A 24,668-nucleotide genomic window follows, 5' to 3' on the forward strand; every position below is an offset into this window, starting at 1 on the left:
GGACGCCCGATCCCGCTTCCCAGTCCGGGCGTCATGGGAAGGAACGGACTCCAGCACCCGTGCATAGGGTGGGCAGATGGCAACCCCGTTCGACGTCCCGAGCACCCTCCCCTACGCCCTGCCGCCCTTCGGCGACGTGCGACTCGAGCACTACCGACCGGCGTTCGAGGCCGGCATGGCCGAGCAGCGCGCCGAGGTCGAGGCCATCGCCACCGACCCGCACGCCCCGACGGTCGAGAACACCCTGGTCGCACTCGAGCGATCCGGGCAGCTGCTGACCCGCGTCAGCCACGTGTTCTTCACGCTGTCGTCGGCCGACTCGACGCCGGAGCTGCACGACCTCGAGGCCGAGGTCTCCCCGCTCCTCGCCGCCCACCGTGACGCGATCACGCTCGACTCCCGCCTGTACGCCCGCGTGCAGGAGGTGCTCGACGGTGCCGAAGCCGCCGGGCTGACCGGTGAGGCGCTGCGCCTGGTCGAGCGGACCCACGCCGAGATGACCCTGGCGGGCGCGGGCCTCGACGACGCGGGCAAGGAGCGTCTGACCGCGATCAACCAGGAGCTCTCGACCCTGACGACGACCTTCGAGCGGAACCTGCTCGAGGACACCAACGACTCCGCCGTGCACGTGACGAGCGAGGACGAGCTCGAGGGGCTCGACGACGGGGCGAAGTCCGCCGCGGCCGCCGCTGCCGCCGACCGGGGCCTCGACGGCTGGCTCATCACGCTGCCGCTCTACACCGGACACCCGTGGCTGTCCTCGCTGGCGAACCGCGACCTGCGTGAGCGGATCATGCGCGCCTCGCTCGCCCGCGGTCGTCGCGGCAACGAGTACGACAACCGCGAGGTGCTGCTCCGCATCGTCCGGCTGCGGGCCGAGCGCGCCGAGCTGCTCGGGTTCCCGAACCACGCCGCCGTGGTGACCGCCGACGAAACGGCGAAGACCCCCGAGGCCGTCGACGGGCTGCTGTCCTCGCTCGTCGGCGCCGCGGCACGGAACGCCGACGACGAGCGCGCTGTCCGGTCGCGCACGGTCGGGTTCGACATCGAGTCGTGGGACTGGGCGTACGCCACCGAGATCCTGCGCGGCGAGCAGTTCGCCGCGGACAGCACCGCGCTCCGCCCGTACTTCGAGGCCGACCGGGTCCTGCACGACGGGGTCTTCCACGCCGCCGGCGCCCTGTACGGCCTGACCTTCACCGAGCGCCCGGACCTGCGCGGCTACAACGACGAGGTCCGGGTCTTCGAGGTCGCCGCCGACGACGGCGAGCACGTGGGGCTGTACCTGCTCGACCTCTACACACGTGACGGCAAGCGCGGCGGCGCGTGGATGAACCCGGTCGTCGAGCAGTCCGAGCTGCTCGGCACCCTGCCCGTCGTGGTCAACAACCTCAACGTCGCGAAGCCGTCCGCCGGCTCCCCCACCCTGCTCATCCAGGACGAGGTCGAGACGCTCTTCCACGAGTTCGGCCACGCCCTGCACGGCCTCATCGCCCGCACCACCTACCCGCGGTTCTCCGGCACGAACGTCGAGCGGGACTTCGTCGAGTTCCCGAGCCAGGTGAACGAGATGTGGCTGTCGTGGCCGTCCGTGCTGGCGAACTACGCGAAGCACCACGAGACCGGAGCACCCCTGCCGCCCGAGCTCGTCCTGGGGCTCAGCGAGTCCGAGGGGTTCAACGAGGGCTTCGGCACGACCGAGTACCTCGCCGCCGCACTGCTCGACCAGGCGTGGCACCGGCTCTCGGCGGCCGACGCCGCGGCGGTGACGTCCGTCGAGGACTTCGAGCGGGACACCCTGGCCGCCGCCGGCATCGCGGTCGAGGCCGTGCCGCCGCGCTACTCGTCGACGTACTTCGCACACACGTTCTCGGGCGGGTACGACGCCGGGTACTACGGGTACATCTGGTCCGAGGTGCTCGACGCCGACACGGTGGAGTGGTTCCGCGACAACGGCGGGTTGGACCGTGCAGCCGGCAGGCGGTTCGCCGAGCGTCTGCTCGGGGTCGGCGGGGCGAAGGACCCGCTCGAGGCGTACCGGGACTTCCGCGGCCGCGACGCCGAGGTCGGCCCGCTGCTGCGGCGCCGCGGGCTCGAGTAGGCGCGCCGGCGCAGGCCGCCGAGCGCCGTCGCACCGCACCGCACCGCACCGCACCGCACCACGAAACGGACACAGCACCACGGAATCCCGTGGTGCTGTGTCCGTTCGCTGGTTCCGGAGGGCTACGCCGACTTCTCGACGCGCTTGGCCCGGGGCCGCGGCACGATCGTCGGCGCCGCGTTCTCGAGCACGGACTCGCGGGTGATCACCACTCGGGCGACGTCGTCGTCGGACGGGACGTCGAACATCACCGGGCCGAGGACCTCTTCGAGGATCGCCCGGAGCCCGCGGGCACCCGTCTGGCGCAGCACCGCGAGGTCCGCGATGGCCTCGAGCGCACCCTGGTCGAACTCGAGCTCCACGCCGTCGATCTGGAACATCCGCTGGTACTGCTTGACCAGCGCGTTCTTCGGCTCGGTCAGGATCTGCATGAGCGCCGCCTGGTCGAGCTGCGACACCGTGGTGACGACGGGTAGACGACCGATGAACTCGGGGATCAGACCGAACTTGTGCAGGTCTTCCGGCAGCACCTCGGAGTACAGGTCCTGGTGGTCGGTCGCGCTGTGGAGGGGTGCCCCGAAGCCGATCCCGCGCTTGCCGACGCGCGAGGACACGATGTCCTCGAGCCCGGCGAACGCACCCGCCACGATGAACAGCACGTTCGTCGTGTCGATCTGGATGAACTCCTGGTGCGGGTGCTTGCGGCCGCCCTGCGGCGGGACCGAGGCGACCGTGCCCTCGAGGATCTTGAGCAGCGCCTGCTGCACGCCTTCGCCCGAGACGTCGCGGGTGATCGACGGGTTCTCGGCCTTGCGGGCGATCTTGTCGACCTCGTCGATGTAGATGATGCCGGTCTCGGCGCGCTTCACGTCGTAGTCGGCGGCCTGGATGAGCTTGAGGAGGATGTTCTCGACGTCCTCGCCGACGTAGCCGGCCTCGGTCAGGGCGGTGGCGTCCGCGACGGCGAACGGCACGTTGAGGCGCTTCGCCAGGGTCTGCGCGAGGTACGTCTTGCCGCAGCCGGTCGGGCCGATGAGCAGGATGTTCGACTTGGCGATCTCGATGTCGTCGCGGTCTTCGGCGGCGGTAATCTGCCCCTGCGCCCGGATGCGCTTGTAGTGGTTGTAGACGGCCACGGCGAGGGCGCGCTTCGCCGGGTCCTGCCCGATGACGTACTCCTGCAGGAAGTCGAAGATCTCCCGCGGCTTGGGCAGTTCGAAGTCCCCGCTCGAGGTGTCCTCGCCGGCTTCGGCCAGACGTTCCTCGATGATCTCGTTGCAGAGCTCGACGCACTCGTCGCAGATGTAGACGCCCGGTCCGGCGATGAGCTGCTGGACCTGCTTCTGGCTCTTGCCGCAGAACGAGCACTTGAGGAGATCGCCGCTCTCTCCGATGCGTGCCATTCCCGTGCCTCCCTGATTGGACATGCCGGCCGCGCTGTCGCACCACCGCTGGTGCACCGCTGCTGGTGGGCACCTCGTCGTGGACACGAGCCTAACCGCAACCGGTGACACCGACCGCGATGCCCCTCCGGAATCCGCCCGCGCGTTCGCCCAGGGCGTGCGAGCCTGCTACGGTGATCCGGACTTCTCTACATCTTGTAGAACAGCAGGTGCAGAACCACCCCGGAAGGAACCCCATGCAGAAGCGTCTCGCCGCCGGCGGCGCCGTCACCCTCGGTGTCGCAGCCGTCATCGTCCTCGGCAGCGCCACGGCGGCCAGCGCACACGTGTCCGCCACGGCCACGTCGACCGCAGCGAACTCGTACACCACGGCGACCTTCTCGGTCCCGCACGGCTGCGACGGCTCCCCCACGACGAAGATCCAGTTCCAGGTGCCGGAGTCCGTCATCGAGGTCACGCCCACCGTGAACCCGAACTGGACGATCACGAAGGCGACCGAGCCCTACACCGACCCGTCGGCGTCGGCATCCGACGAGGACCACGCCGAGACGGCCGCCGAGCGCGTCACCAGCGTCACGTACACCGCGAAGACCCCCCTGCCCGCCGACGAGCGCGACACCTTCGCGCTCTCGTTCTCGCTGCCGGACGGCAAGGTCGGTGACCTGGTCGAGTTCCCCGCGATCCAGACCTGCGAGAAGGGCAGCGTCGAGTGGAACCAGGAACAGAAGGCCGGCGAAGCCGAGCCCGAGCACCCGGCACCCTCGATCACGCTGACCGCCGCCGAGGCGACGGACGACGACGGCGACCCGATCGCCGCCACCCCGACGGCCGAGGCCGCCGGCTCGACCGCCTCGAACGACCCCGACCTGGTCGGTCGCTTCCTCGGCCTCGGCGGCCTGGTGCTCGGCGCCGTCGCCCTGGTCCTCGCCGTCGCCGGCACGCGTCGTCGGAGCTCCGCCAAGTGACGCAGCGCGGCTCGCTTCGGTCCCGGCCACGGTCCTCTGTCTGGAGGCTCGTGGCCGGGACCGCCGCGGCCGTCGCGATCGCCGGTGGTGCGGTCCTCGGGCTCGCCGGTCCGGCCAGCGCACACAACTACCTGATCTCGTCCGACCCGGAGGTCGGCGGCACCCTGACCGAACTGCCGAAGACGTTCGACATCACGACGAACGACAAGCTGCTCGACATCGGCGACTCGGGGTCGGGCTTCGCGTTCCGCATCGTCGGCCCGGACGGCAAGTACTACGAGGACGGCTGCGTCGACGTCGAGGGGCCGTCGATGACCACGGCCGCAGCCCTCGGCGACTCGGGCAAGTACACCGTCGAGTGGCAGATCGTCTCCGCCGACGGGCACACCGTGTCCGACGAGTACCCCTTCACGTGGAAGGCGCCGTCGGGCTTCACCCCGGCCTCGGGTGCGGCGAAGCCCCCGACCTGCGCCACCGCTGGTGACGACGACGCCGGCTCGGACACCACCACCGGCACCGCCTCGGGATCGAGCGACTCGGCGGCGTCCGACGCGATCTGGATCGGCGCCGGTGGCGTCGTGCTGGTCGGCGTGATCGTCGCGGTGCTGCTGCTCCTGCGCCGCAAGCCGGCCCCGGAGTCCGACGACTCCGACGACTAGCCGCAACGCAACGACGAAGGCCCCGCACCGTTCGGTGCGGGGCCTTCGTCGTTCCTGCTGGTGCTACTTGACGAGCGCCGGCAGGTTCTTGCGGCTGGTGAGGACCTGGTCGATCAGGCCGTACTCCACGGCTTCCTGCGCAGACATGATCTTGTCGCGCTCGATGTCGTGGTTGATCTCCTCCGGCGTCTTGTTGGAGTGCTTCGACAGCGTCTCCTCGAGCCAGGTGCGCATGCGGAGGATCTCCGCTGCCTGGATCTCGATGTCGGACGCCTGACCGCCACCCTGCTGGGTCGCGGGCTGGTGGATCAGCACACGGGCGTTCGGCAGCGCGAGGCGCTTGCCGGGGGTGCCACCGGCGAGGAGCACCGACGCGGCCGAGGCGGCCTGGCCGAGGCAGACCGTCTGGATCTGCGGACGGATGTACTGCATCGTGTCGTAGATCGCCGTCATCGCGGTGAACGAGCCACCGGGCGAGTTGATGTACATCACGATGTCGCGGTCGGGGTCCATCGACTCGAGCACGAGCAGCTGGGCCATGACGTCGTCAGCCGACGCGTCGTCGACCTGCACGCCGAGGAACACGATGCGGTCCTCGAACAGCTTGGCGTACGGGTCCTGGCGCTTGTAGCCGTAGGCCGTGCGCTCTTCGAAGCTCGGCAGGATGTACCGATTGGACGGAGCCGGGACGTTCTGCGCGCCACCGAGCATGGGGAGATGCATTCTCGTTTCCTTTTCTTCGGTGGTGATCAGGACTGGGCGTCGGGCTCGGCTGCGCTGGTGGGCGTCTCGCCGTCGCCGACGGTGCCACCACCGCCGATGACCTCGGCACTCGAGGCGCGGAGGTGGTCGACGAAGCCGTACTCGAGCGCTTCCTGCGCCGTGAACCAGTTGTCGCGGTCGTTGTCCTTGAGGACCTGCTCGACCGACTTGCCGGTCTGCTCGGCCGTGAGCTCCGCCATGCGCTGCTTCATGTCGAGGATGACCTTGGCCTGCGTCTGGATGTCGGCAGCGGTCCCGCCGAAGCCACCGGACGGCTGGTGGAGCAGCACGCGCGCGTTCGGCGTGATGTAGCGCTTGCCGGGCGTGCCGGAGGACAGCAGGAACTGTCCCATCGACGCGGCGAGGCCGATGCCCACGGTGACGATGTCGTTCGGGACGAACTGCATCGTGTCGTAGATCGCCATGCCGGCGGTGATCGAACCACCGGGCGAGTTGATGTAGAGGTAGATGTCCTTCTCAGGGTCCTCGGCGGCGAGCAGCAGCAGCTTGGCTGCGATCTCGTTCGAGTTGTCGTCGCGGACCTCGGAGCCGAGCCACACGATCCGGTCTCTCAGAAGGCGGTCAAAAACACTGGGGTTCAGTGTTGCTTCGGCCATGGAAAAGCTCCCGTTCAGTTGTCGCTTGTTGTCGAACTTATCGGGTGCAACGCACCAGTTCTCGTCTGTTCGCCGACAGCAATGCGGTGGTGCGGAAATACGGACGGGAGGCGCGGTGCCAGCTGGCACCGCGCCTCCCGTCCGTCCTACTGGTGGCGTCGAGATCGTTACTCGGCGTCCCCTGCCGGCTCCTGCGCGACGCCCGCCGTGAAGGCGGACAGGTCGACGGCGTCGCCGTTGGTGTCCTTGACGGTCACCTTGGACAGGACGGTCGCGACCGCCTTCGAACGAGCGACCTCGCCGACCATGCCGGGGATCTGGCCGTTCTGGTCGATGACCTTGATGAACTCGGCCGGCTCCATGCCGTACTGCGCGGCGGCCTGGATGAGGTACTGGGTCAGTTCCTCCTGCGAGACCTGGATCTCTTCCTTCTCGGCGATCGCGTCGAGGAGGATCTGCGAGCGGAAGGCGGTCTCGCTGGACTCGGAGACCTCCTTGCGGTGCTCCTCGTCCTCGAGGCGGTTCTCCTGCTCGAGGTGACGGTGCACCTCGTCGGCGATGAGCTGCTCCGAGATCGGGATGTTGACGTCCTCGGTGAGCTTCTCGACGAGCTTGTCGCGAGCCGCGGCGCCCTGACCGAAGGTCTTGGACTTCGCGATCTGCTCCTTCAGGTCGGCCTTGAGCTCGTCGATGGTGTCGAACTGGCTGGCGATCTGGGCGAACTCGTCGTCGGCCTCGGGGAGCTCGCGCTCCTTGACGGCGGTGACGGTGACGGCGATCTGAGCGGTCTCGCCCTCGCGGTCGCCACCGACGAGCTTCGACTCGAAGGTCGTCGACTCACCGGCGGTCAGGGACTCGAGCGCCTCGTCGATGCCCTCGAGCAGGTCACCGGAGCCGATCTCGTAGGAGACGCCGGTGGCCGAGTCGACCTCGTCGTCGCCGATGCTGGCGGTGAGGTCGATCTGCGCGAAGTCGCCGGTCTTCGCCGGACGGTCGACCGTCACGAGCGTGCCGAAGCGGGTGCGGAGGTTCTGCAGTTCCTCTTCGATCTCGTCGTCCGACACCTCGACGGCGTCGACGGTGAGCTCGTACGAGGAGTAGTCCGGCAGGTCGAACTCGGGGCGGACGTCGACCTCGAAGGTGAGGACGAGGTCGCCGGTGAAGTCCGCGACGTTCGGCAGCTCGGCGACGTCGGCCTCGGCACGGCCGAGGATGCGCAGCTCCTGCTCTTCGACCGCCTGGCGGTAGAAGTTGTCGATGGCGTCACCGACGGCGTGGTTCAGGACCTCGCCGCGGCCGACGCGCTGGTCGACGATCGCCGGCGGGACCTTGCCCTTGCGGAAGCCGGGGATGTTGATCTGCTCGGCGATGTGCTTGTAGGCGTGGTCGATGCTCGGCTTGAGATCGTCCGGCGTCACGTTCACGGTGAGCTTGACGCGGGTGTCGCTCACCTTGTCGACGGTGCTGGTGGCCAAGGGATGTTCTCCTGTTGGTTGACGTTCGTGTGGTCGGTGGTGCTCGGAGGACCTGGTCGGGGCGACAGGATTTGAACCTGCGACCTCCCGCTCCCAAAGCGGGCGCTCTACCAAGCTGAGCTACGCCCCGTTGCTTCGTGCCAGGGATCAGCCGCGCACGCCGAGGGGCGCATGCGACCCCGGTGAGTCTAGCGGTCCGACGGCGCGCTGTTCCCGGGGGTTGCTCAGTCGTCCTCCGCGGCGCGTCGCAGACCCCGCCGCCACCGGATCCCGACGGCCACCTGGACCCCGAGGGCAGCCACCGCCAGCAGCAGCCCGACGACGATCCGCCCGACGTGCAGCAGTGCGTGCGCGAGCTGCGACTGCGGGTCACCGAACAGGTCGGGACGCAGGGACAGCACCGCGGCGGCGAGGACCACCAGTACGTACGAGACCACCCGCGACCAGCGGATGGTGCGCTCGGCACCGCCGTCCGGCTTCGGGATGACGCGCGTCGGCATGTCGGTGCTCGTTCGTCCGCTACGATGGTTGGGCTGCGCCTGGTGCGCAGGCGCGGGGATGTAGCTCAATGGTAGAGCCCCAGTCTTCCAAACTGGCTACGCGGGTTCGATTCCCGTCATCCCCTCTCTTGTGGCTACTGGGAAGTAGGCCCGTCCGGGCAACGGACGCTCAGGCCGAACCCCTCCGAAAGCACTCCCCTAGTATTACGAGGAAGACTCGGCGCAGTCGCCCGAGGGGACTCAGGAGTGATCGCATGGCCGAAGCGCGCGAAGAAGACCTCATCGTTCAGTCCAGTGACATGGCACTCATGAACGTGGCATCGCTGCACTCCACGGGCTCGCTCGACTTGAGCCCCCGCTACCAGCGCCGCAATCGGTGGGACCGTGAGCGCCAGTCGCAACTGATCGAGTCGTTCTTACTGAACGTCCCTGTCCCTCCCGTGTACCTGGCAGAGGAGTCGCGAGGGGTCTTCGCCGTCATCGACGGGAAGCAGCGGCTCACCGCGATCGTCCAGTTCATCAATAACGAGTTCTCTCTCACAAAGCTCCAGCTGAGGCGTGATCTGGAGGGCATGCGTTACCGCGACCTGGCGGCGGACGCTGCGTCGGCGCTCGGAATGAGGCCGTTGCGGGCCGTTACAATCCTTCGGCAGACCCCCGACTGGGTGAAACACGAAGTTTTCGTGCGACTCAACAGGGGCGGCCAGCCCCTCAACGCGCAAGAGATCCGAAACGTTGCGTATGCAGGACCGTTGAACGACCGCATCATCGAGCTGGCGGAGGACCCGTTCCTTCACAGGCAGCTGAAGATCACTTCGCCAGATTCTGCCGCTTATGCGGATATGTCCGACGTGGAAACGGTCGTACGATTCTTCGCGTTGGCCACTCAGTGGCGGAACTTCGGTGGGAACCTTCGTGAGGCACTCGACCGCTTCATGCTCGAACATCACGAAGCTGGTCCAAGCCGTGTCACCGATCTCGCCAACCGGTTCACACGCGCCCTCCGCTGGTCTGAAACCCTGTGGGGGCAGCATGCGTTCCAACGGCACGATGGGTCTCAATGGCGTGATCAAATGATCGGCGGCGTTTTCGATGCCGAGATGGTCGCCGTCGATGCCCTTACCGACAAGCAGCTCAATGCTCTGAAGCCAAGTCGCGTGCTGAGCAACACGCGAAGTCTGTTCACAGATCCAGAGTTCGACGGCTCAGTTAGGTTGAGCACCAACACCTCGGCTCGGGTGCGCTACCGCATCGAGAAGATGACCGCATTGCTCGAGGGCTGAAGTGGCAGCAGTCGACGATCTACTCCTTCGGCTCGGGCGTATCGACACCGTGGTGGATGAAGCGGCCAAGATGTCGGGTGTGACCTCTCCCGAACTGGTCGACCATGCGCTGCGGGGAGTCGCGGTCCAAGGACTCTCGTCGTTCGAGCAGTTTCTGCGGGACCGCGGCAGCGAGTGGGCGGACCATCTAACGCAGGCACGGATCTCGGCGGCAAGCTTGTCCGGGGGCACCCTTGCTTTCTCCGATCGGATCGTCCAGACGTTGCCTCGCCGATTTCGCGACCTTGATGACAGCCAACGCTCAACCCTCGTTCAAGAACTAGCAACGACGATGACTTCCTTCTCGTCGGGCAATCTGGTCGGCCACGACCTTTTCTTCGCATGGTCAGGCAGTAATGTCCAAACGAGCGATGTCGACGGCATCGTGAGACTGGTGGGCTTGAAAGGCTGGGGCGACCTTACGGCTGCTTGGAAGGTGCTAGATCCCCGTTTCCCGGGGAATGCGTCAGCCGAGAAGATCATGAAGGACTTCTCGTCACAGCGCCACATGTATGCCCATCAAGTCGACGCTTCCATCAATCCGACGGCAGTAAGCACGATCACCCGGAATGTGAAGCTCACAGCCATGCTTCTCGACATGGTTGTCTCGGCTGCCCTTCAACAGATCGCGCGCGGACTGACGGTGCCGACTGGGATCGGGAACTCACTGACACTTCGCCACATCACTCGGGATGGCTCGTACTGGAGCGAATTCCCTCCGTCAAAGGCGCGCGCATACCGGCGACATGCCTCGCTCGGAGAGGCGCTCTCGGCTGCGACGCCCCGCGCTCGCGCGAAGGACGAGGTCATCGTCGTATTTGACCAGAACGATATCGTGGACTGGCGTGCAGCAATCTGACCGAGTCGCGTAGCTACGGCTCGGCGACGAACGCCTCGAAGCGCGCGATCTGGTCGCCGTAGTCGGTCGGGTACAGGTGGCCGTAGATGGTGTCGGTCGTGGAGACGGACGCGTGCCCCATCCATCGGCTGACCTCGTACGGCTTGAAGCCCGCGGCGAGCATGAGGGAGGCGTACGTGTGGCGCAGGTCGTGGAAGCGCATGTGCTTCACCACACCCGCCCGCTGGGCGGCAGGCACGAGGTAGTAGGCGCGAACTCCCCCGCAGTCGATGTTCCGGGACCAGTCGAGCCGGCGAGAGCCGTTGCTGCGGGCTGGCCAGAACAGCGCGTCGGGAACGCCGCTGTGTGGGTGCGCCAGCAGGTACTCGCGCAGGTGAGCGATGAGCGAGCGCGAGAGCAGCGGCACGTTCCGGGTGGAGCGGGCGCTCTTGGGGGTACCGACCTGCCACTCGCCGTCCACACGGCGGATGGACTGCCGAACCTCTACGTGTCCAGCCGCCAGATTGAGGTCGCGGATGCGCAGCCCTTGCAGCTCGGCGGCACGTAGCCCTGTGCCCGCTGCGAAGCGGATCAGCAGCCCGTATGGCTCGTACTCGTCTAGCTCCTTGGCGACCTGCTCCACCTGCGCCGCTGTGAGGAGCACCGGAGCGAACCCCTCGGCGTTGGTGGCACGAGGGATATCCACGGCGTCGCACGGGTTGTGAGCAATCAGCCGGTGCCGCAGCGCGTACCGGAACACCTTGTTCAGCGCGATGAAGTGGTTGCGCACGGTGGAAGATGCTCGGCCGGTGGCGATGAGGTCGGCCACCCACGCCTCCACCTCTTCCGAAGTGATGGTCGAGATGCGACGCTTGCCGAACGTCGGCAGCACGCGGGCGTCGTACAGCTGCACGTACCCGGCGTAGGTGCTCGGCTTCAGCTTCGCGCGGGACGCCGCGAGGGACGCCTGCACGACTTCCTCGAAGCTCTTGCTGCGTCCAGCCAACGGCTCCGTCGTCTGGCCGCGCGCCTTCTGGTTCTCCACCGTCAGGGCGAACCGCTCGGCCTCGCGCTTGACGGTGAACGAACGCTGCCGGAACTTGCCGCCGTCGCGCCAGCGCACCTCGTACGCGCGGCCGGCTTTGCGCTCTACCTCTCTTACGTGGGCCACTACGCCACCGCCCCGACTCGAGCGATGGAGTTGTACGCGCGCCGCACAACAGACTCGCTCCAGGTGGTCAGCCCGGTGGGCGTCAGGTACTGCTTGTCGGTGAGCTCCGCGGCGATGGACCGGAAGCTCGCCCCGGCGTCCCGCGACAGCACGATGCGGCGCATTAGCCCGGCTGGGATGGCGGACGGTCGGCCATTGCGCTCGCCACGGCGGGCACGAGCAGCGAGGGCGTCTTTCGTCCGGACAGAGATCATCTCGCGCTCAAGCTCGGCGAACGTCGCCAGCATCTGAGCCATCGCTCGGCCCTGTGGCGTCGCCAGGTCCACCGCTAGGTCGAGGATGACGAGGTTCCAGTGCTGCTGCTGTGCCGCGACCAAGATCTCGCTCGCGTGCAACACCGACCGCGCCAGGCGGTCGATCTTCGCGACGACGAGCGCTTCCGCTTGCCCTGTACGCAGCAGGTCCAGCGCGCGGCGCAGCTCCGGGTTCACGGCCTTACCGCTGCGGCCGAGGTCGGCGACGACCTCGACCGTCCACCCGCGGCGGCTAACCTCAGCGTGGATGGCCTCGACCTGCGCCTCGACGCCGAGGCCGGAGCGTTCCTGTTCTTCCGTGCTGACGCGCACGTAACCGATCACGTGCATCAGACCGCGCCCTCTCGCGTCAGCCCGATGACGGGCGCGCCGTCCTCGTCGGTGAGCAACCCCGCCGACTCTTGGTCCGCGACGATCTGGAACTGCACCTGGCTCGTCGGGTCGTACTCGCCCAGAAGCTCGATTAGCTCTTGCACGGTCATGGTTCCGTCCTCTCGGTCTGCGGCGGAAACGTCCGGTTGCGCCTTCCGCCTCGACCTGAATCGAACCTCCGCATCTGAGATTTCACCAGCGCCGTCCGAATATCCGAGCGTGCGGCCCGAACGCGTCCGAGGGGTCACCGGGGTACCCGGTCGGAGGCGTTCGGCCGACACAGTCCGATCGAAAGGACGCCTGGACCACTGCCGGTTCACCGGGTCCTCCGCCCCTTGCGGACCTGCGGCCCGCCGTGCACCGGCTTGGGCTGCGGTTCGCCGCGTTCGGCCGCGGTGCGCGGTGCCGGGTTGCCGGTCTTCCGCTGGCGACGGGCGCGGGCAGCCTGACGCTCTTCCATGGCGGCGTCGGCGGCGGCTTCCTCGGCGGAGTAGTCGGGGGTGCCGTCCGGTTCGTCCGGGAGCTCGGTCACCGCGTCGTCGTCCAGGTCGTAGACGAACGCCGCCTCGATGTTGCGCTCCAGCAGGCTGACGGTCACGCCCATCTCGATCTCCTGCTTCCCGGCCAGCTGGGCGCGGTCCAGCAGGTCGCGGGCGGCGGCCAGCTGCACGGCGTACGGCACCTTGGCGTCCTGCATCAGTTCCACCAGCCGTGCCGCGGCCTTATCGCTCGCTTCGAGGATGCGCTGCTGCGCCCGCCGCCGCACCTGCGGGGCAGCGCCGCCGTGCATACGGCAGACGTTCGTCCCCAACATCGCCCAGTTCCGACACGGCTCCCCGTTACGACGGCGTGCGGTGCAACGGGTGTCGGCGTGCATGAGGTCCGAGCTGTTCTTATTGGACATGTCTTCTTCTCCTAGGTGTAGTGCGATGCGAAGGCGTCAGGAAGACACCACGTTCTCCGTGGATGACTTCTTCGTATTTCTCCGAGGAGTAGATGAGTTCTTCGGAGGCCACGGCGACTTCTTCGGCAGGCTCGGAAGAAACCGTGGTAGAGCCCGGGTTTCAGGAAGAATTCATCAGACGGAAGGGTGACGTGTTCGTGGTGCCTTCGGGCCAGTACCACTCCCACCCACCGTCGAGACGCGACTTGCGAGATTCGATGGGCGGACGCGTCTTCTTGCGAGCGCGAGTCAGAGTGCTCGGTGAGTACCCTTCCGCCTTCCCGGCCGCCGTACCCTCGGACGCGGGCGCAATCCCCTCGCGCTCGCGCATGAACTCCTGCAGCCACATCACCGCGTCGTCGCTCGCCGGAGTCTGATTGATGAGCTGGTTCACGTTTGTGAGCGTTTCACCCAAGTACTCGACACGGGCAGCGTGCGTCTCATCGCCGTCATCGAGCTTCACCAACTGTCTTCGAGCCGATACGCAATCGACATCTCCCCGAAGTCCGCGTAGTTCCCCTTGTCCTGCGTCATCACCACTTGCTGCTGATCGTCATCCTTCGCGAACACCATCACGGCGCGCGCTGCATCGCGGTAAGCGTGGCTACCAGACAGCTTGTCGGAGGCGTTGCCGCCACCCTTGTTGAAGTGCATGATGCCGATAACGACAACGTCCATTTCCCGAGCCAGCTTCGCGAAAGGATCGAGCACAGACCGAACGACTTCTCGGTGGTGGTCGTTGCCGGTCATGCTCGACGTGATCGGATCGAAGATCACAAGTCGCGCTCCGGTCTGCTGAATACCGTCCTGCACTGCGTGTAATTCGTCCGGCAGCAGCGGATAGCGCTCGCCGGAGGCCCGGTCAACACCTGTTGTGATCGCAAGTTCGTAAATGCGATCCATGTCGGCTCCCGCTGCCGCGAGGCGGGGCTTCACCTGCGTGGCCCAGTCGTCCTCAACGCTCACATACAGCACCGAGGTCTTCTGGCCCAAGAGGTCGCCTGGAAGCGTGCCGCGCTGAACCTGCGCCGCGAGCCAGAGCGCGAACGTCGACTTCCCAACGCCACCGCGACCCCCGAAGAGCGTCACAGCTCCGAGCGGAATGCGCTTGTCCCACAGGAAGCGCTGACGCCGAGACGAGACCGCCGACGCAGGCCGGAGTACCACGCGACCAGCGGATTGCCCCGGCTCAGCCATACTGCGTTGCCGTGCCTCCCGCATCGCCTCGTACAGAGTTGCCGCCGACCCCTCGTAGCGCCGGAAGAAGTCGGTGACGTCAGCCCCTGCCTGATCGGCGGGCAGAAGACCTTCCTGCACTAGGTCGAGGATTGACGCATTCGCCCCGACTGAGCGAAGTCGCTCGGCGACCTTCTTGGCTCCAGAGCGCCCGGCTTCATCAGCGTCGTATGCCACGAGTACCTCGCGCCCTCGGAGCAATTGGAGGTCCTTCGGTGGGGTTGAGGATCCTCCCGTGCCAGTGACCGCCACGAAGAGACCCGCGGACTCCTGATTGGCGATCAGCGCATCCAACTCCCCCTCGCACAGGAGCACGGGCAGGTCATTCCCCACCAGGACTTCCGCCGGGTACAAGATGGCCGTGCCGTGTCCACGCGCGTTCAACATCTTGTTGGCAGCCCCGGACTTGTACCGACGAACATTCACCCACTCGTCCTCGTAGCGAACCGGGATGGTGATTCTGCTCCTATCCCATCCGAGGGAATAACGCTTGATGCTGTCCCTTGAAAGTCCGCGCTCGTTCAATAGGTATGCGAGCGCTCGCTTTCCATTGCGACTGAGTAGATCGGCGTGCCATCTCGCAGGCGCGTCCTGGTCCGCGAGCGGGACTTCAGCTCGATCAACAGCGGGCTTTCTCTCCACTACGCGGGCCGTTGGATAGAAGACGCGATCTGCTTGCGCCGGGTCGAGACCTCGGAGCGCGAGGCCTCTCTTTACGTCAGACCAGTCGCAGCCGAAGCAGTTCGCGAGGACCCGCCCGCTCTCCGCAACGCTGAACCCGAACGAGGGCTTTTCGTCGCGGTGGTCGGGGTTCGGGCAGCTTGCCTCCCATTGATTCTGCGCGGTCCGGTGAGCATCGAGCTTGGTGGCCCACTCAATTGCGACAGCAGGGGGCTCGCTCCACTCCGAGCTCACGACTGCTGCTCCGGAGTGAACGTTCTGGCGTCGATGTAGGCGTCGAGCTGGTCGTGGCTGAACAGCGTGTGAAGACCGAGCTTCGTGTGCCCGATCTTCTTGTCGGCAACGAGCCGGCGAAGCTGTCGCTCGCTTGTGCCGAGGTAGGCGGCTGCGTCGGGGTACCGCAGCCAGGTACGAGTAGAGGTTTGCGAGTTGCCGAGGGGTGTCATGGTCCGCTCCGGTCGAAGTTGAGACCGGGCGGAGCACACAAGGGTGCCGCAACGTCGCCCGGTCAGAGGTTGATCTGTCGGACGACGGAGAACGCGGAACTAAGCCGCGGGGGTCGCCCAGCGAGCGGTGTTCGGAGCGTTGGGGCTAGCAGGACGAGCAGCGGGACGAGCAGCGGGCACGCGGAGAGTCCGGCCAGAGGCGACGAGCACGACCAGCACCCGCAGCGCGTGGCGCAGCCGGGCGTTGAGGCGATTGATCCTGTCCTGCGTGCGCTGGTGGGCACGTCGCATCTCGGCGACGACGCGCTCGGTGAAGACAGCATCCGACAGCTGCGAGAAGACGACGGCGAGTTCAGGGAGCAGCCGCGGGGCGCGCTCGATAGACGCCGGTCGGGCTGTGGTGGCGTTCCGCCCCTGCCATGCCGTGCTTCCGTACTGCATCCGTCTCACCGCCTCTTCCTGTCGTGGGACTCTAGAGCATGTTTTCTGTAGTGCCGAGCTCGACCCAGCGGTTGCGCAGGCGCATCGGCCGGTAGTGCTGCCCGTCGGTCGGTTCCGCGTCCAGCGTCACGGAGACGCCGTGCACGTCGCTGGTGCAGTCCACCGCCACGAGCAGGTCGAGCCCGCGCACGGGCACCTTCGCGTTCCAGGACTGCGGGTAATAGAGCGACTGAAGCGACTTCGCCACGGTCCAGCCCGACATGTACGGCAGGACGCCACGGTCCGCCCACACCGCGATACGCATTGCAGCGTCGATCACGATGCCCTGACACGGCACACGTTCGGCGGTGAGGTCGGCACGCAGTCGCATGGTGGCCAGCTCCACGCGGCTCAGGTGGCGCAGCGGGCTGTCGCTGGGCGAGGATGGCGCGGGGTCGAGGTTCGGCCAGCTGCGTTTCCAGTTCCACAGCGCGTGCAACGCGTCTAAGGGGCGCTCTGGTAAAATATTCGATGTCACGGTCAAGTCCCTCCGCCGCCCCGACTCTTCTCCTGGGAGTCGGGGCGGTGTTCTGTTAGGTCAGTACTTCTTGCTGAGCGCCGGATAGCGGACGACGAGGCTTCGGTACGCGCCGTAGGGGTCCTCCGCCTTTTCTGCCAGCCACTCGGCCTCCCGAGCGAGCCGTTCGAGCTCATCGATCTTCTGCTGCGCCCGGCTGTGCAGGGCGGTGTAGCGAGCGGCGACTTGCTTCAGGTCCGTGCGGCTCTCGTGATCCAGCGCGTACTCGACCTCTTCGCGGATGGACTGCTCGACCTGGGTGGTCTCTCGCGTCAGGACCGTTCCCCGCTCCACGAGAGCTTGGGAGCTACCGACCAGGGAGTTCTCGTAGACGCGCACGCGGTCGAACACGGCGTCGTCCACGCGCTTGATCTCGGTCTGCTCTGCGACCGAGTTGGGGTAGCTCTCCTCGCGAGCGTGGATGCGATAGGCCTCCGGGTCCGCTGCGACGGCTGGGCTGTAGTCGAAGACGGACATGTCAGGCTCCGATCCGGCGCACGGGGCGCTTGGCCAGGTCGCGGATGCGATCCCGGGTGCTGGTGGTCTGGTCGGTTCGCTCGAACGCAGCGCCGAACGCACGCTCGGCGGCGTCCAGCTCGGCGCGTAGTTCCTCCGCTGCACCGCGGTAGTCGCCGGCCTTCTGCCGGAGGTTCTTCGCTGCACGCGGTCCGCCGTAGGCGGGGTATGGGGTGGTATTGACGGTCATCGGTCTTCCTTCTCGGTCAGGCGGTCGCTGCTGAGCCGGCCGCGGGTGGTGGTGGAGTGAAGCGTGTCGGCGACTTCGGGGAACAGCACGCCGAGGGTGCTCAGGTGGTCGATTAGGGCTACTCGCACGATTGTCGCTTTGGATACGCCGCCGAGCCGCACCATTAGATCGAGTGCGTCCCCTACTTCCTTTGGCAGGGTCGTGCGCAATTCTGATTCATACCCGAGGGGCTGTGGTCCACGCTTACCCATTGCGTTCCTTCCGTTTGCGTTAGCATTAACCATACGCCGCAAATTAACGTGGCAGGGCAAAAGCGCCGTTTTGTTTTGCTGACGCTATCGACAATGACGAAAGGCGATGCTCGTGAACACCAACACCAACCGCGCCACCGAGTACACCGGTGACGACAAGGAGCGGGCGAAGCGCCCGCTCACCGTGCAGGAGCAAGCCAGGGCCATGCGGCGCGAGGGCCTGATGGATCAGCGATCAAAGTCAGGGGAAGCGCGGCGGTAGTCTCTGAACATGGCGAGTCCCGAGTTCTGGCGCGAGGTTGCTTCCAACCCTCCACGCGTGCATTTCCCTCCTACCCCTTACCCGGAGGTTGCACGCCTGCAGGTGCAGCTAGGAGCGCGGCTGGACCGAGCACGCTTGCGCGCATTGGAGCTCGATTCCGAGGTAGCAGACTGGCGTCATCTTCAGCCGCTGCGACTCGAAACCGTCATTGACCAGGACCGGCACGGCTGGGGACTACGCCTCCATGTTGAACACGAAGCAGACCTCACAAGCTGGGGGTTGACCTTCGGGGAGGCCATTCACCACCTCAGGAGCGCCCTCGACACCACGCTCGTGACGCTCGCCAAGGTGGAAGGACTAGCGCCGAAGCGTCGGCTTCAGTATCCGATTGTGACGGACGAGAAGGATTGGGCCGATCAGCGCAAGCGCCACCTGCGCGAAGTCCCAAGCTGGGTGTGGAAACCCGTCTACGCCGCGCAGCCGTTTCTGTCGGAGAGCCCTTCCCGACACCCTCTGGCTCGCCTCAACGACTTCGACAACGACAACAAGCACCGAACGCCATCTGTTGGCACTGTCCTGCCAGCCGAGCTCGAACACGACTTCACTCCGGTCCTGCGGAGCGGCCGCTCCGTCGGGCCAGCCAGGCAACTCGCTTACGACCTCTCGCTGGCTGATGGGTCCATGCTGCTCCACGAGAGGGTTGGGGATGAGGAAGTGGAAGGCGTGATGGGCGACCTATGGTGGAGTGCGGACATCGGCGTTGAAGATCGCCAAGGCAAATACGTCTCGAGCGTGGACTTCTACCAGGAGGCAGAGAAAGCCGTGCAGGACGCGTGCGCAATGCTCCTCGCGGTGTGGGAAGGCCGATTGGCAGGTGAAGGGCCGTTCGTCACTCAACCGGGCGACTCTTTTCGCCGCCGCAAGCCGGATGGAGTGAAGCGTGGCTGAGCCGAGGCGCTTGAAGAAGGGTGTTCGACTCGGCGTGATCAGAGGCGGCACCGGTGACTTCCGGGCCATCGCCACCCTGAGCTTCGCGTCGGACGGCGGTGTTCATATCACCCCGGCCCGGATACCCGACGTGAAGTGGCGGTACGGGACGCATCCCGCTGGGCGCAGGCTCCTGCGTAGCGAATACTCGGAGACGAAGCACCGTCCCAAGCTTCACTACCATTCTTCTGGGTATGTCGCCGCATCTCTCGACGGTCAGAGGATTGAACGCAGATCTGCCCAGTTCCCATCGCTGTCATCCCTTCGCAAGGGGCAGATATTCTCGGTCAGCGCGGTACGGCCCTGGGAGTTACCGAAGATCGACAAGCCCAGAGCGGGCGACATGTGGACACTTCAGCCGCGGTGGCCTTGGGCCGTGTGCTGGACACTTTCACTCCTGGAACTGCCCGAGTTTGACGGTACCCGCCTACACCTGCTGCGCAATCGTGGTCTAATCGCGGGCGACCCCACCCGGTTCGTACTCGATCTTCGAGAGTTTGGCAGAAGTGCCTTGCTGGTCGGTCACGTGCTCATAGAGGAGGACTTCGGGTTCGATAACGAAACGGCGGTCACCGTGGCTGCCTACGCGAACGGCCCTGACCAGACGCTCGCTCAAGATCCCTTCGTGCTGTGGAGCGCAACGGCGCGCAACCCCCTCTTGGCTTGGGAACCGCGCGAGCACGACATCGACGTATCGGACTTGGATAGCTCTCTCGCAGGACCAGTCCGAGAGTGGTCGATTGCGGAGCGCCTTGAGAAGCGATGGGGTCTGCGGCCGAAAGGCATCGACTAGTCACTCGCCCCTCCGTAAACCCCTCCTACCGCGCCCCACCACCCCTAACCGTGGTGAACCGACGTGAACCGCTATACTCCTCGTGAACGTCCGAAAGTACGGGCGAGAACAGCTCAAAGAGGGCCGATGCGGTTCACGTCGGTTTGCGCCCGTAATGCATAAGGGACGTTCTTCCAAACTGGCTACGCGGGTTCGATTCCCGTCATCCCCTCCACAACACGGGCCCTCCGCCGACAGCGATTCCCGTCATCCCCTCCACAACCTCACCTCCTGCGTCAGGGGTCGGCGAACTCGAGGTTGATCTCCGGGGAGTCGCCGAGTTCCACCCGGGCACGCTTCCGCTCCGCCGCACGCAACGGCACGAGGTAGCCGCCGTCCTTCGGGAACAGCGACGTCGTCCACGTCACCGAGCCGATCGTCACGCGGGCCGGGATCACACCCCACCCGTAGGTGAGCACCGGCGCGAGGTCGGCGATGACCTCGGCATCGTCCGGTGGCACGACGACGAAGAAGAACGGTGACGGGCCGCGCCACTCGATCACCTCGCCGCGGAACTCGAGCTCCATGCGGCGATCGTACGGCCGCGGCGTCGAGCGCGCCGGGTCGGGATTCGTTCTCGGTGGATGACGGTTCCGGTTCACGATCGCCGGGGTCTGCGAACCGGAACCGTCACGGGCGAGGAGGAACTGGTGCCTCCCCCGGGCCAGCGGGACCTGGACGACGCGCCCCGTGCCTCCAGGCCGGAGCCGGGGAGCACGGGGCGCGAGTCGCCGTCAGGACGGACGCGTCAGCGGTATGACGCGGCCTGTCCGTACAGCACCTTCGTGAAGGAGGAGACGTAGGAGGACTCGTCGCCTCCCGGCAGGTTGTACGTCATGAAGACGCCGTAGCCGTCGGCCTTCGTGCGCTGCGCGAGCGACACTGCCGTGGCCTGCGGGGTGTTCTGGATGTCGACCGCGGCGGCGGAGATCTTCGACTTCGGCAGGCCCGGGATCGTCGGCGCCGTGTAGGTGCCGTAGTACGGGTTCCAGGCGTAGTCGAGCTTCCCGCCGGTCGACGGGTTCGCCGTCTTCAGGGCATCGGAGGACGGGCCGATGTCGTAGAACGAGATGATCTTGCCCGGCATGTCCGCACGCAGGGCGCTGATGAGCCAGCCGATGGACTGCTGGTTCGGCTGCGGGGTGCCGTTCACGCCGTAGTCCGAGTACTCGTCGTCCAGGTCGACGCCGTCGAGTCCGTACTTCTTGACCGTCGCGGAGACCTGCGCCGCGAAGTCCCGTGCCGCGGCCTTCGTCGGGAAGTTCGCCAGGCCGGCGCCCTGGTGGTTGCCGAGCACCGAGAGCGTCACCTTGATGCCCTTGGCCTGCAGCGGGCGGATCTGCGTGGCCGCCTGGTCGAGGGTCCGCTGCACGTTCGCGTTGTTGTACAGGACCGCCTTGCCGTCCTCGTAGTTGATGTTCGCGGCGAAGATGATCGCCACGTCGAACGCGTTCGCGCCGTTCTCCAGCGTGTACCGCCCGACGTTGGCGAGCTCGTCGTTGTTCACCTCGACGTAGGCGATGCTCGTCGGCCCCGACTTGGTGGGCGCAGCGTGGTGCCCGTGTCCATGACCGTGACCGTGCCCGCCGCCGTGGGACGAACCGTGTCCGTGCCCGTGGCTGGACCCGGACGAGGAGGGCGCCGCGGATGCTGCGGCGGGCACCAGTGGTGCCGCGAGCATGGCGACCAGTGCGGTCGCGATGCTGAACTTCGTGGACTGCTTCATGTGGTTCCTCCTTGGGTGGGACGGGCGGTCGGTCAGTCGGTCGTTCAGTCGGTCAGTCGGTCAGTTGGCCGGTCAGTTGCGCGGGAACCGGAAGGTGCGGACCTCGTAGGCGTCGACGGTGAACGAGGAGGCATCGGCGTCGGACGACGCGTCACCGAGCGGTTCTTCGAGCAGGGTCACCTCGACGGCAGCGCCGAAGGTCGCCTCGTCGGCCGAGACCGCGATGCCCCCGGTCCCCCGCTGCCCGGACGGCTCGTAGAAGCGCACGACCAGGTCACCCGACCGGTCGTCGGCGAGCTTGACGCTCGACAGCACGACGTCGCCGGAGACCTGCACCAGCGGCTCGAAGCCGTGCGCCCCGGTGATCGTCCGCGCGCCCGCGTTCATCCGCACCCCGGCCGACGTGGCGCCGAGCTGGTCGGTGCCGATGACGATGCCGTACCGGTGCGTCTGCACGCCCTGGTCGGTCTCGGGGTCCGGGAACCGCGGTGCCCGCAGCAGCGACAGCCGCACGGTGGTGGTGACGTGCCCATCGACGGCGTCGCGCGTGGTGTCGAAGCCGTGGATCGAGTCGTTCACGAGCGCGACACCGAAGCCCGGCTCGGACACCAGCACGTAGCGGTGCATCGAGGTCTCGAACTTCGCGGCCTCCCACGAGGTGTTCGTGTGCGTCACCCGCTTCTGCGCGCCGAACTGCGTCTCGGCGACGGTGTGCTCGGCACGGACGTCCAGCGGGAACGCCACCTTGAGGAACTTCTCGGTCTCGTGCCAGTCGGTCACCTGGTCGAACTCCAGGGTGCGGGACCCCGGCGCCAGGACGATCTCCTGCGTCACCGTCGAGTCACCGAACGCCCGGGACACGACGACCCGTGCGGCCCCGGTGTCGTCGACCGACGCGGTCAGCCCGGTGGTCGACACGAGGTCCTCGACGCGGTTGCGGTAGTACCGGTCGACGTCCCACGCGTCCCACATGTTCGGGAAGTCCTGGTGCAGCTGCAGCAGGTTCGCCGCTTGCCCGGCCGCGATCGCCTCGCGCCCGCTCGCCAGGTCGACGGCGCTCATCACGAGCCCTTGCGCGTCGACCACGACCCGCACCAGGTCGTTCGCCAGCACGTACCCGCCGTCCTGCTGCGACAGGGACACGTCGGTCGCTGCCGCCACGTCGGTCGCCACGACAGCGCCCTGCGCGGGTGCACCGGCCTGGAGGAACGGGGCCGGGTTCACGACGACGGCCGCGTCCCCGGTGCCGGCGAGCGCCGAGAGCGCCTGGTCGATGATCGCGGTCAGCGCCGCGGCCGTCTCGGCGTACCGCTCGACCGCTTCGCGGTGCACCCACGCGATCGAGGTGCCCGGCAGGATGTCGTGGAACTGCTGGAGCAGGACCTGCTGCCACAGGGCGTCGAGCTCGTCGTACGGGTAGGCGAAGTCGGTGCGGGCGGCGGCGGTCGCTGCCCAGAGCTCGGCCTCGATGAGCAGCTGCTCGCACCGGCGGTTGCCCTGCTTCGTGCCGTGCTGCGACGTGAGCGTGGCCCGGTGCAGCTCGAGGTACAGCTCCCCCACCCACACGGGCGGATCGGTCAGTTCGGACTTCGCCCGGTCGAAGAACGTGTCCGGGTGCTCCCAGCGGACCTTCGCGCTGCCCTCGAGGTCGGCCAACCGTGCGGCGGTGCCGGTCATCTCGCGGGTGGTGCCACCGCCGCCGTCGCCCCAACCGACCGGGGCGATCGAGCCGCTGGCGAGCCGGTTCTCGCGGAACTGGCGGGAGGCCTTCGCGACCTCGCTGCCGGACAATCGCGAGTTGTAGGTGTCCATCGACGGGAAGTGCGAGAACACCCGCGACCCGTCGATGCCCTCCCACAGGAACGTGTGGTGCGGGAACTTGTTCACCTGGTTCCACGAGATCTTCTGCGTGAAGAACCACTCGAAGCCCGCGCGGCGCATCAGCTGCGGCAGCGCCGGCGAGTACCCGAAGCTGTCCGGCAGCCAGACGCCCTTGGGCCGGATGCCGAACTCGCGCTCGAAGAAACGCTGGCCCTGCGAGAACTGCCGGACGATGCTCTCGCCGGTCGGCATCACGGTGTCGGACTCGACCCACATGCCGCCGATCGGCAGGAACCGGCCGGCCTGGACCGCGGCCTTGACGCGGGCGTAGACCTCGGGGCGGTGCTCCTTGATCCACGCGTACTGCTGCGCGCTCGACATGCCGTACAGGAAGTCGTCGGTCTGGTCGATGAGCTCGGTCATGGTCGACGTGGTGCGGGCGACCTTGCGAATGGTCTCGCGCACGGGCCAGAGCCAGGCGGAGTCGATGTGGGCGTGCCCGACGGCCGAGATCGTGTGCGCCGAGGCCTCGGCGGGAGCGGCCAGCACCTCGGCGAGCGCCGCACGGGCGTCCCCGGCGGTCTCCGGGATGTGCTGCAGGTCGAGCGCGTCGAGGGCGTCGTCGAGGGCCTGCAGGATCCGCATGCGTCGGGGTCCGGCGGGCAGCTCGGCCTGCAGTTCGAGCAGGACGTCGATGTCGAGGGCGAGTTCGTGCACCTCGGACTCGAAGACGGCGAGCTCCATCCGGCGGGTGGCGTAGAGGCGCTTCGAGGACGAGGTCTGCACGTCGCCCTCCTGTGTCGGCAGGAAGGGGTGGTAGTCGAGCAGGACGGGGTTCGATGCGGCCTCGACGAACAGTTCGACGGTCTCGCCGCCCTCGGCCCGCTCGGTGACCAGGACCCACTGGTTGCGCGGGTTGATCGACTTCACGGGGGTGCCGTCGGCCAGGTAGACGAGTCCCTCGCACTGGAACCCGGGCATGTTCTTGTCGAAGCCGAGGTCGATCACGGCCTCCACCCGGCGTGCGGCCCACTCGGTCGGCACGGTCCCGGTCAACCGGAACCACGTCGTGCCCCAGGCCGCGCCCCACGGGGTGCCGACCTCGTAGGGCTCGAACGTGAGCGCGAGCCCCTCGGTCGGCGGGACCGGCTCCCCCGGCAGCTCGTGCCACGCGGCCCGGAGGGCCGTCGTGGTCGCGTGCACCGCGGGGGTGATCCGCTCGTCGAGCACCCGTCGGGCGCGTCCGGTGGTGAGGGGGATGTCGTCGTGCATGGGGCCTTC

At 67.0% G+C, this 24,668-nt stretch carries 28 protein-coding genes and 2 tRNA genes; 9 read left to right on the top strand and 21 right to left on the bottom strand.

The window, feature by feature from the left end:
- The first annotated feature begins 76 nt into the window (after positions 1–76).
- On the top strand, positions 77–2,101 hold the full coding sequence (locus DEJ03_RS12595; protein WP_110864862.1) for a M3 family metallopeptidase: 2,025 nt from the start codon (positions 77–79) through the stop codon (positions 2,099–2,101).
- A 122-nt stretch (positions 2,102–2,223) separates the two neighbouring features.
- On the opposite strand, the gene clpX is transcribed toward DEJ03_RS12595, so the two are convergent.
- The gene (gene clpX, locus DEJ03_RS12600; protein WP_017886000.1) at positions 2,224–3,504 is read right to left on the bottom strand and encodes an ATP-dependent Clp protease ATP-binding subunit ClpX; all 1,281 of its coding nucleotides are present in this window, start codon (positions 3,502–3,504) and stop codon (positions 2,224–2,226) included.
- 236 nt (positions 3,505–3,740) lie between these two features.
- Here clpX and DEJ03_RS12605 point away from each other — a divergent pair, with 236 nt between their 5' ends.
- Together DEJ03_RS12605 and DEJ03_RS12610 are read left to right on the top strand one after the other, a co-directional pair.
- A complete protein-coding gene (locus DEJ03_RS12605; protein WP_181422706.1) occupies positions 3,741–4,469 on the top strand; it encodes a YcnI family protein in 729 nt (242 codons plus the stop codon).
- 50 nt (positions 4,470–4,519) lie between these two features.
- Positions 4,520–5,128, top strand: a complete 609-nt coding sequence (locus tag DEJ03_RS12610; RefSeq protein WP_181422707.1) for a copper resistance CopC family protein — start codon at positions 4,520–4,522, stop codon at positions 5,126–5,128.
- Between the two features lie 63 nt (positions 5,129–5,191).
- Here DEJ03_RS12610 and DEJ03_RS12615 read toward each other — a convergent pair whose 3' ends face one another.
- From DEJ03_RS12615 to DEJ03_RS12635, 5 genes are all read right to left on the bottom strand, one after another.
- Positions 5,192–5,851 carry an ATP-dependent Clp protease proteolytic subunit gene (locus DEJ03_RS12615; protein ID WP_027464696.1) on the bottom strand — a complete coding sequence of 220 codons (660 nt, stop codon included), beginning with the start codon at positions 5,849–5,851 and terminating at the stop codon, positions 5,192–5,194.
- A gap of 26 nt (positions 5,852–5,877) precedes the next feature.
- A complete protein-coding gene (locus DEJ03_RS12620) occupies positions 5,878–6,507 on the bottom strand; it encodes an ATP-dependent Clp protease proteolytic subunit (protein ID WP_071405541.1) in 630 nt (209 codons plus the stop codon).
- A 167-nt stretch (positions 6,508–6,674) separates the two neighbouring features.
- Positions 6,675–7,982: a trigger factor gene (tig, locus tag DEJ03_RS12625; protein WP_027464695.1), complete on the bottom strand. Its 1,308-nt coding sequence runs from the start codon at positions 7,980–7,982 to the stop codon at positions 6,675–6,677.
- 53 nt (positions 7,983–8,035) lie between these two features.
- Positions 8,036–8,112, bottom strand: a tRNA-Pro gene (locus DEJ03_RS12630).
- Between the two features lie 94 nt (positions 8,113–8,206).
- Positions 8,207–8,482 (bottom strand): hypothetical protein, encoded by a 276-nt coding sequence (locus tag DEJ03_RS12635; RefSeq protein ID WP_110864864.1) that lies wholly within the window; start codon positions 8,480–8,482, stop codon positions 8,207–8,209.
- A 54-nt stretch (positions 8,483–8,536) separates the two neighbouring features.
- Between DEJ03_RS12635 and DEJ03_RS12640 the strand changes: the two genes are divergently transcribed.
- From DEJ03_RS12640 to DEJ03_RS12650, 3 genes are all read left to right on the top strand, one after another.
- Positions 8,537–8,607, top strand: a tRNA-Gly gene (locus tag DEJ03_RS12640).
- Between the two features lie 129 nt (positions 8,608–8,736).
- Complete coding sequence (locus DEJ03_RS12645) at positions 8,737–9,765, top strand: DUF262 domain-containing protein (RefSeq protein ID WP_110864865.1); 1,029 nt, start codon at positions 8,737–8,739, stop codon at positions 9,763–9,765.
- A gap of 1 nt (position 9,766) precedes the next feature.
- On the top strand, positions 9,767–10,663 hold the full coding sequence (locus tag DEJ03_RS12650) for a hypothetical protein (RefSeq protein ID WP_110864866.1): 897 nt from the start codon (positions 9,767–9,769) through the stop codon (positions 10,661–10,663).
- Between the two features lie 13 nt (positions 10,664–10,676).
- Here the strand turns inward: DEJ03_RS12650 and DEJ03_RS12655 are convergent, their stop codons facing one another.
- The 12 genes from DEJ03_RS12655 to DEJ03_RS17720 form a co-directional block, all read right to left on the bottom strand.
- On the bottom strand, positions 10,677–11,813 hold the full coding sequence (locus tag DEJ03_RS12655; protein ID WP_110864867.1) for a site-specific integrase: 1,137 nt from the start codon (positions 11,811–11,813) through the stop codon (positions 10,677–10,679).
- Positions 11,813–12,457 (bottom strand): recombinase family protein, encoded by a 645-nt coding sequence (locus DEJ03_RS12660; RefSeq protein ID WP_110864868.1) that lies wholly within the window; start codon positions 12,455–12,457, stop codon positions 11,813–11,815. The genes DEJ03_RS12655 and DEJ03_RS12660 overlap by 1 nt, the downstream gene beginning before the upstream one ends.
- On the bottom strand, positions 12,457–12,609 hold the full coding sequence (locus DEJ03_RS17990) for a hypothetical protein (RefSeq protein ID WP_181422708.1): 153 nt from the start codon (positions 12,607–12,609) through the stop codon (positions 12,457–12,459). Before DEJ03_RS17990 ends, DEJ03_RS12660 begins: the two co-directional genes overlap by 1 nt.
- A 206-nt stretch (positions 12,610–12,815) precedes the next feature.
- A complete protein-coding gene (locus DEJ03_RS12665; RefSeq protein ID WP_309146896.1) occupies positions 12,816–13,403 on the bottom strand; it encodes an HGGxSTG domain-containing protein in 588 nt (195 codons plus the stop codon).
- 160 nt (positions 13,404–13,563) lie between these two features.
- Entirely contained in the window at positions 13,564–13,836 is a 273-nt protein-coding gene (locus tag DEJ03_RS12670; protein ID WP_146237720.1) for a hypothetical protein, read from the bottom strand.
- 65 nt (positions 13,837–13,901) lie between these two features.
- Entirely contained in the window at positions 13,902–15,593 is a 1,692-nt protein-coding gene (locus DEJ03_RS12675) for an AAA family ATPase (RefSeq protein ID WP_146237721.1), read from the bottom strand.
- The gene (locus DEJ03_RS12680) at positions 15,590–15,805 is read right to left on the bottom strand and encodes a helix-turn-helix domain-containing protein (RefSeq protein WP_110864872.1); all 216 of its coding nucleotides are present in this window, start codon (positions 15,803–15,805) and stop codon (positions 15,590–15,592) included. The genes DEJ03_RS12675 and DEJ03_RS12680 overlap by 4 nt, the downstream gene beginning before the upstream one ends.
- Positions 15,806–15,904: 99 nt before the next feature.
- Positions 15,905–16,246, bottom strand: a complete 342-nt coding sequence (locus DEJ03_RS17715; RefSeq protein WP_146237722.1) for a hypothetical protein — start codon at positions 16,244–16,246, stop codon at positions 15,905–15,907.
- Between the two features lie 31 nt (positions 16,247–16,277).
- Positions 16,278–16,769, bottom strand: coding sequence for a hypothetical protein (locus DEJ03_RS12685; RefSeq protein WP_146237723.1), 492 nt, complete (start codon positions 16,767–16,769; stop codon positions 16,278–16,280).
- A 54-nt stretch (positions 16,770–16,823) separates the two neighbouring features.
- Positions 16,824–17,279, bottom strand: coding sequence for a hypothetical protein (locus tag DEJ03_RS12690; protein ID WP_110864874.1), 456 nt, complete (start codon positions 17,277–17,279; stop codon positions 16,824–16,826).
- A 1-nt stretch (position 17,280) separates the two neighbouring features.
- On the bottom strand, positions 17,281–17,508 hold the full coding sequence (locus tag DEJ03_RS12695; protein WP_110864875.1) for a hypothetical protein: 228 nt from the start codon (positions 17,506–17,508) through the stop codon (positions 17,281–17,283).
- Positions 17,505–17,717 carry a hypothetical protein gene (locus tag DEJ03_RS17720; RefSeq protein ID WP_146237724.1) on the bottom strand — a complete coding sequence of 71 codons (213 nt, stop codon included), beginning with the start codon at positions 17,715–17,717 and terminating at the stop codon, positions 17,505–17,507. Before DEJ03_RS17720 ends, DEJ03_RS12695 begins: the two co-directional genes overlap by 4 nt.
- Positions 17,718–17,871: 154 nt before the next feature.
- Between DEJ03_RS17720 and DEJ03_RS17995 the strand changes: the two genes are divergently transcribed.
- From DEJ03_RS17995 to DEJ03_RS17725, 3 genes are read left to right on the top strand one after another with little or no spacing between them, the layout of a single operon-like run.
- On the top strand, positions 17,872–18,021 hold the full coding sequence (locus DEJ03_RS17995; protein ID WP_181422710.1) for a hypothetical protein: 150 nt from the start codon (positions 17,872–17,874) through the stop codon (positions 18,019–18,021).
- 9 nt (positions 18,022–18,030) lie between these two features.
- The gene (locus DEJ03_RS12700; protein ID WP_146237725.1) at positions 18,031–18,969 is read left to right on the top strand and encodes a hypothetical protein; all 939 of its coding nucleotides are present in this window, start codon (positions 18,031–18,033) and stop codon (positions 18,967–18,969) included.
- Positions 18,962–19,801, top strand: a complete 840-nt coding sequence (locus tag DEJ03_RS17725) for a hypothetical protein (RefSeq protein WP_146237726.1) — start codon at positions 18,962–18,964, stop codon at positions 19,799–19,801. Before DEJ03_RS12700 ends, DEJ03_RS17725 begins: the two co-directional genes overlap by 8 nt.
- A gap of 275 nt (positions 19,802–20,076) precedes the next feature.
- Here the strand turns inward: DEJ03_RS17725 and DEJ03_RS12710 are convergent, their stop codons facing one another.
- The 3 genes from DEJ03_RS12710 to DEJ03_RS12720 all read right to left on the bottom strand — a co-directional run bounded on the left by DEJ03_RS12710 (position 20,077) and on the right by DEJ03_RS12720 (position 24,659).
- A complete protein-coding gene (locus DEJ03_RS12710) occupies positions 20,077–20,367 on the bottom strand; it encodes a DUF1905 domain-containing protein (RefSeq protein WP_110864878.1) in 291 nt (96 codons plus the stop codon).
- A 221-nt stretch (positions 20,368–20,588) separates the two neighbouring features.
- The gene (locus tag DEJ03_RS12715) at positions 20,589–21,566 is read right to left on the bottom strand and encodes an endo-beta-N-acetylglucosaminidase H (protein ID WP_110864879.1); all 978 of its coding nucleotides are present in this window, start codon (positions 21,564–21,566) and stop codon (positions 20,589–20,591) included.
- A gap of 72 nt (positions 21,567–21,638) precedes the next feature.
- A complete protein-coding gene (locus DEJ03_RS12720; protein WP_110864880.1) occupies positions 21,639–24,659 on the bottom strand; it encodes a glycoside hydrolase family 38 C-terminal domain-containing protein in 3,021 nt (1,006 codons plus the stop codon).
- Between the last annotated feature and the right edge of the window lie 9 nt (positions 24,660–24,668).

It is taken from the genome of Curtobacterium sp. MCLR17_043 (assembly GCF_003224215.1).
In the GTDB taxonomy this organism is placed as follows: Bacteria; Actinomycetota; Actinomycetes; order Actinomycetales; family Microbacteriaceae; genus Curtobacterium; species Curtobacterium flaccumfaciens.

Coding starts and splice junctions, on each gene's coding strand:
- DEJ03_RS12595 (WP_110864862.1), top strand. CDS start 77: ATGGCAACCCCGTTCGACGTCCCGAGCACCCTCCCCTACGCCCTGCCG.
- clpX (WP_017886000.1), bottom strand. CDS start 3,504: ATGGCACGCATCGGAGAGAGCGGCGATCTCCTCAAGTGCTCGTTCTGC.
- DEJ03_RS12605 (WP_181422706.1), top strand. CDS start 3,741: ATGCAGAAGCGTCTCGCCGCCGGCGGCGCCGTCACCCTCGGTGTCGCA.
- DEJ03_RS12615 (WP_027464696.1), bottom strand. CDS start 5,851: ATGCATCTCCCCATGCTCGGTGGCGCGCAGAACGTCCCGGCTCCGTCC.
- DEJ03_RS12620 (WP_071405541.1), bottom strand. CDS start 6,507: ATGGCCGAAGCAACACTGAACCCCAGTGTTTTTGACCGCCTTCTGAGA.
- DEJ03_RS12635 (WP_110864864.1), bottom strand. CDS start 8,482: ATGCCGACGCGCGTCATCCCGAAGCCGGACGGCGGTGCCGAGCGCACC.
- DEJ03_RS12645 (WP_110864865.1), top strand. CDS start 8,737: ATGGCCGAAGCGCGCGAAGAAGACCTCATCGTTCAGTCCAGTGACATG.
- DEJ03_RS12660 (WP_110864868.1), bottom strand. CDS start 12,457: ATGCACGTGATCGGTTACGTGCGCGTCAGCACGGAAGAACAGGAACGC.
- DEJ03_RS17990 (WP_181422708.1), bottom strand. CDS start 12,609: ATGACCGTGCAAGAGCTAATCGAGCTTCTGGGCGAGTACGACCCGACG.
- DEJ03_RS12665 (WP_309146896.1), bottom strand. CDS start 13,403: ATGTCCAATAAGAACAGCTCGGACCTCATGCACGCCGACACCCGTTGC.
- DEJ03_RS12680 (WP_110864872.1), bottom strand. CDS start 15,805: ATGACACCCCTCGGCAACTCGCAAACCTCTACTCGTACCTGGCTGCGG.
- DEJ03_RS17715 (WP_146237722.1), bottom strand. CDS start 16,246: ATGCAGTACGGAAGCACGGCATGGCAGGGGCGGAACGCCACCACAGCC.
- DEJ03_RS12690 (WP_110864874.1), bottom strand. CDS start 17,279: ATGTCCGTCTTCGACTACAGCCCAGCCGTCGCAGCGGACCCGGAGGCC.
- DEJ03_RS12695 (WP_110864875.1), bottom strand. CDS start 17,508: ATGACCGTCAATACCACCCCATACCCCGCCTACGGCGGACCGCGTGCA.
- DEJ03_RS12700 (WP_146237725.1), top strand. CDS start 18,031: ATGGCGAGTCCCGAGTTCTGGCGCGAGGTTGCTTCCAACCCTCCACGC.
- DEJ03_RS12710 (WP_110864878.1), bottom strand. CDS start 20,367: ATGGAGCTCGAGTTCCGCGGCGAGGTGATCGAGTGGCGCGGCCCGTCA.
- DEJ03_RS12715 (WP_110864879.1), bottom strand. CDS start 21,566: ATGAAGCAGTCCACGAAGTTCAGCATCGCGACCGCACTGGTCGCCATG.
- DEJ03_RS12720 (WP_110864880.1), bottom strand. CDS start 24,659: ATGCACGACGACATCCCCCTCACCACCGGACGCGCCCGACGGGTGCTC.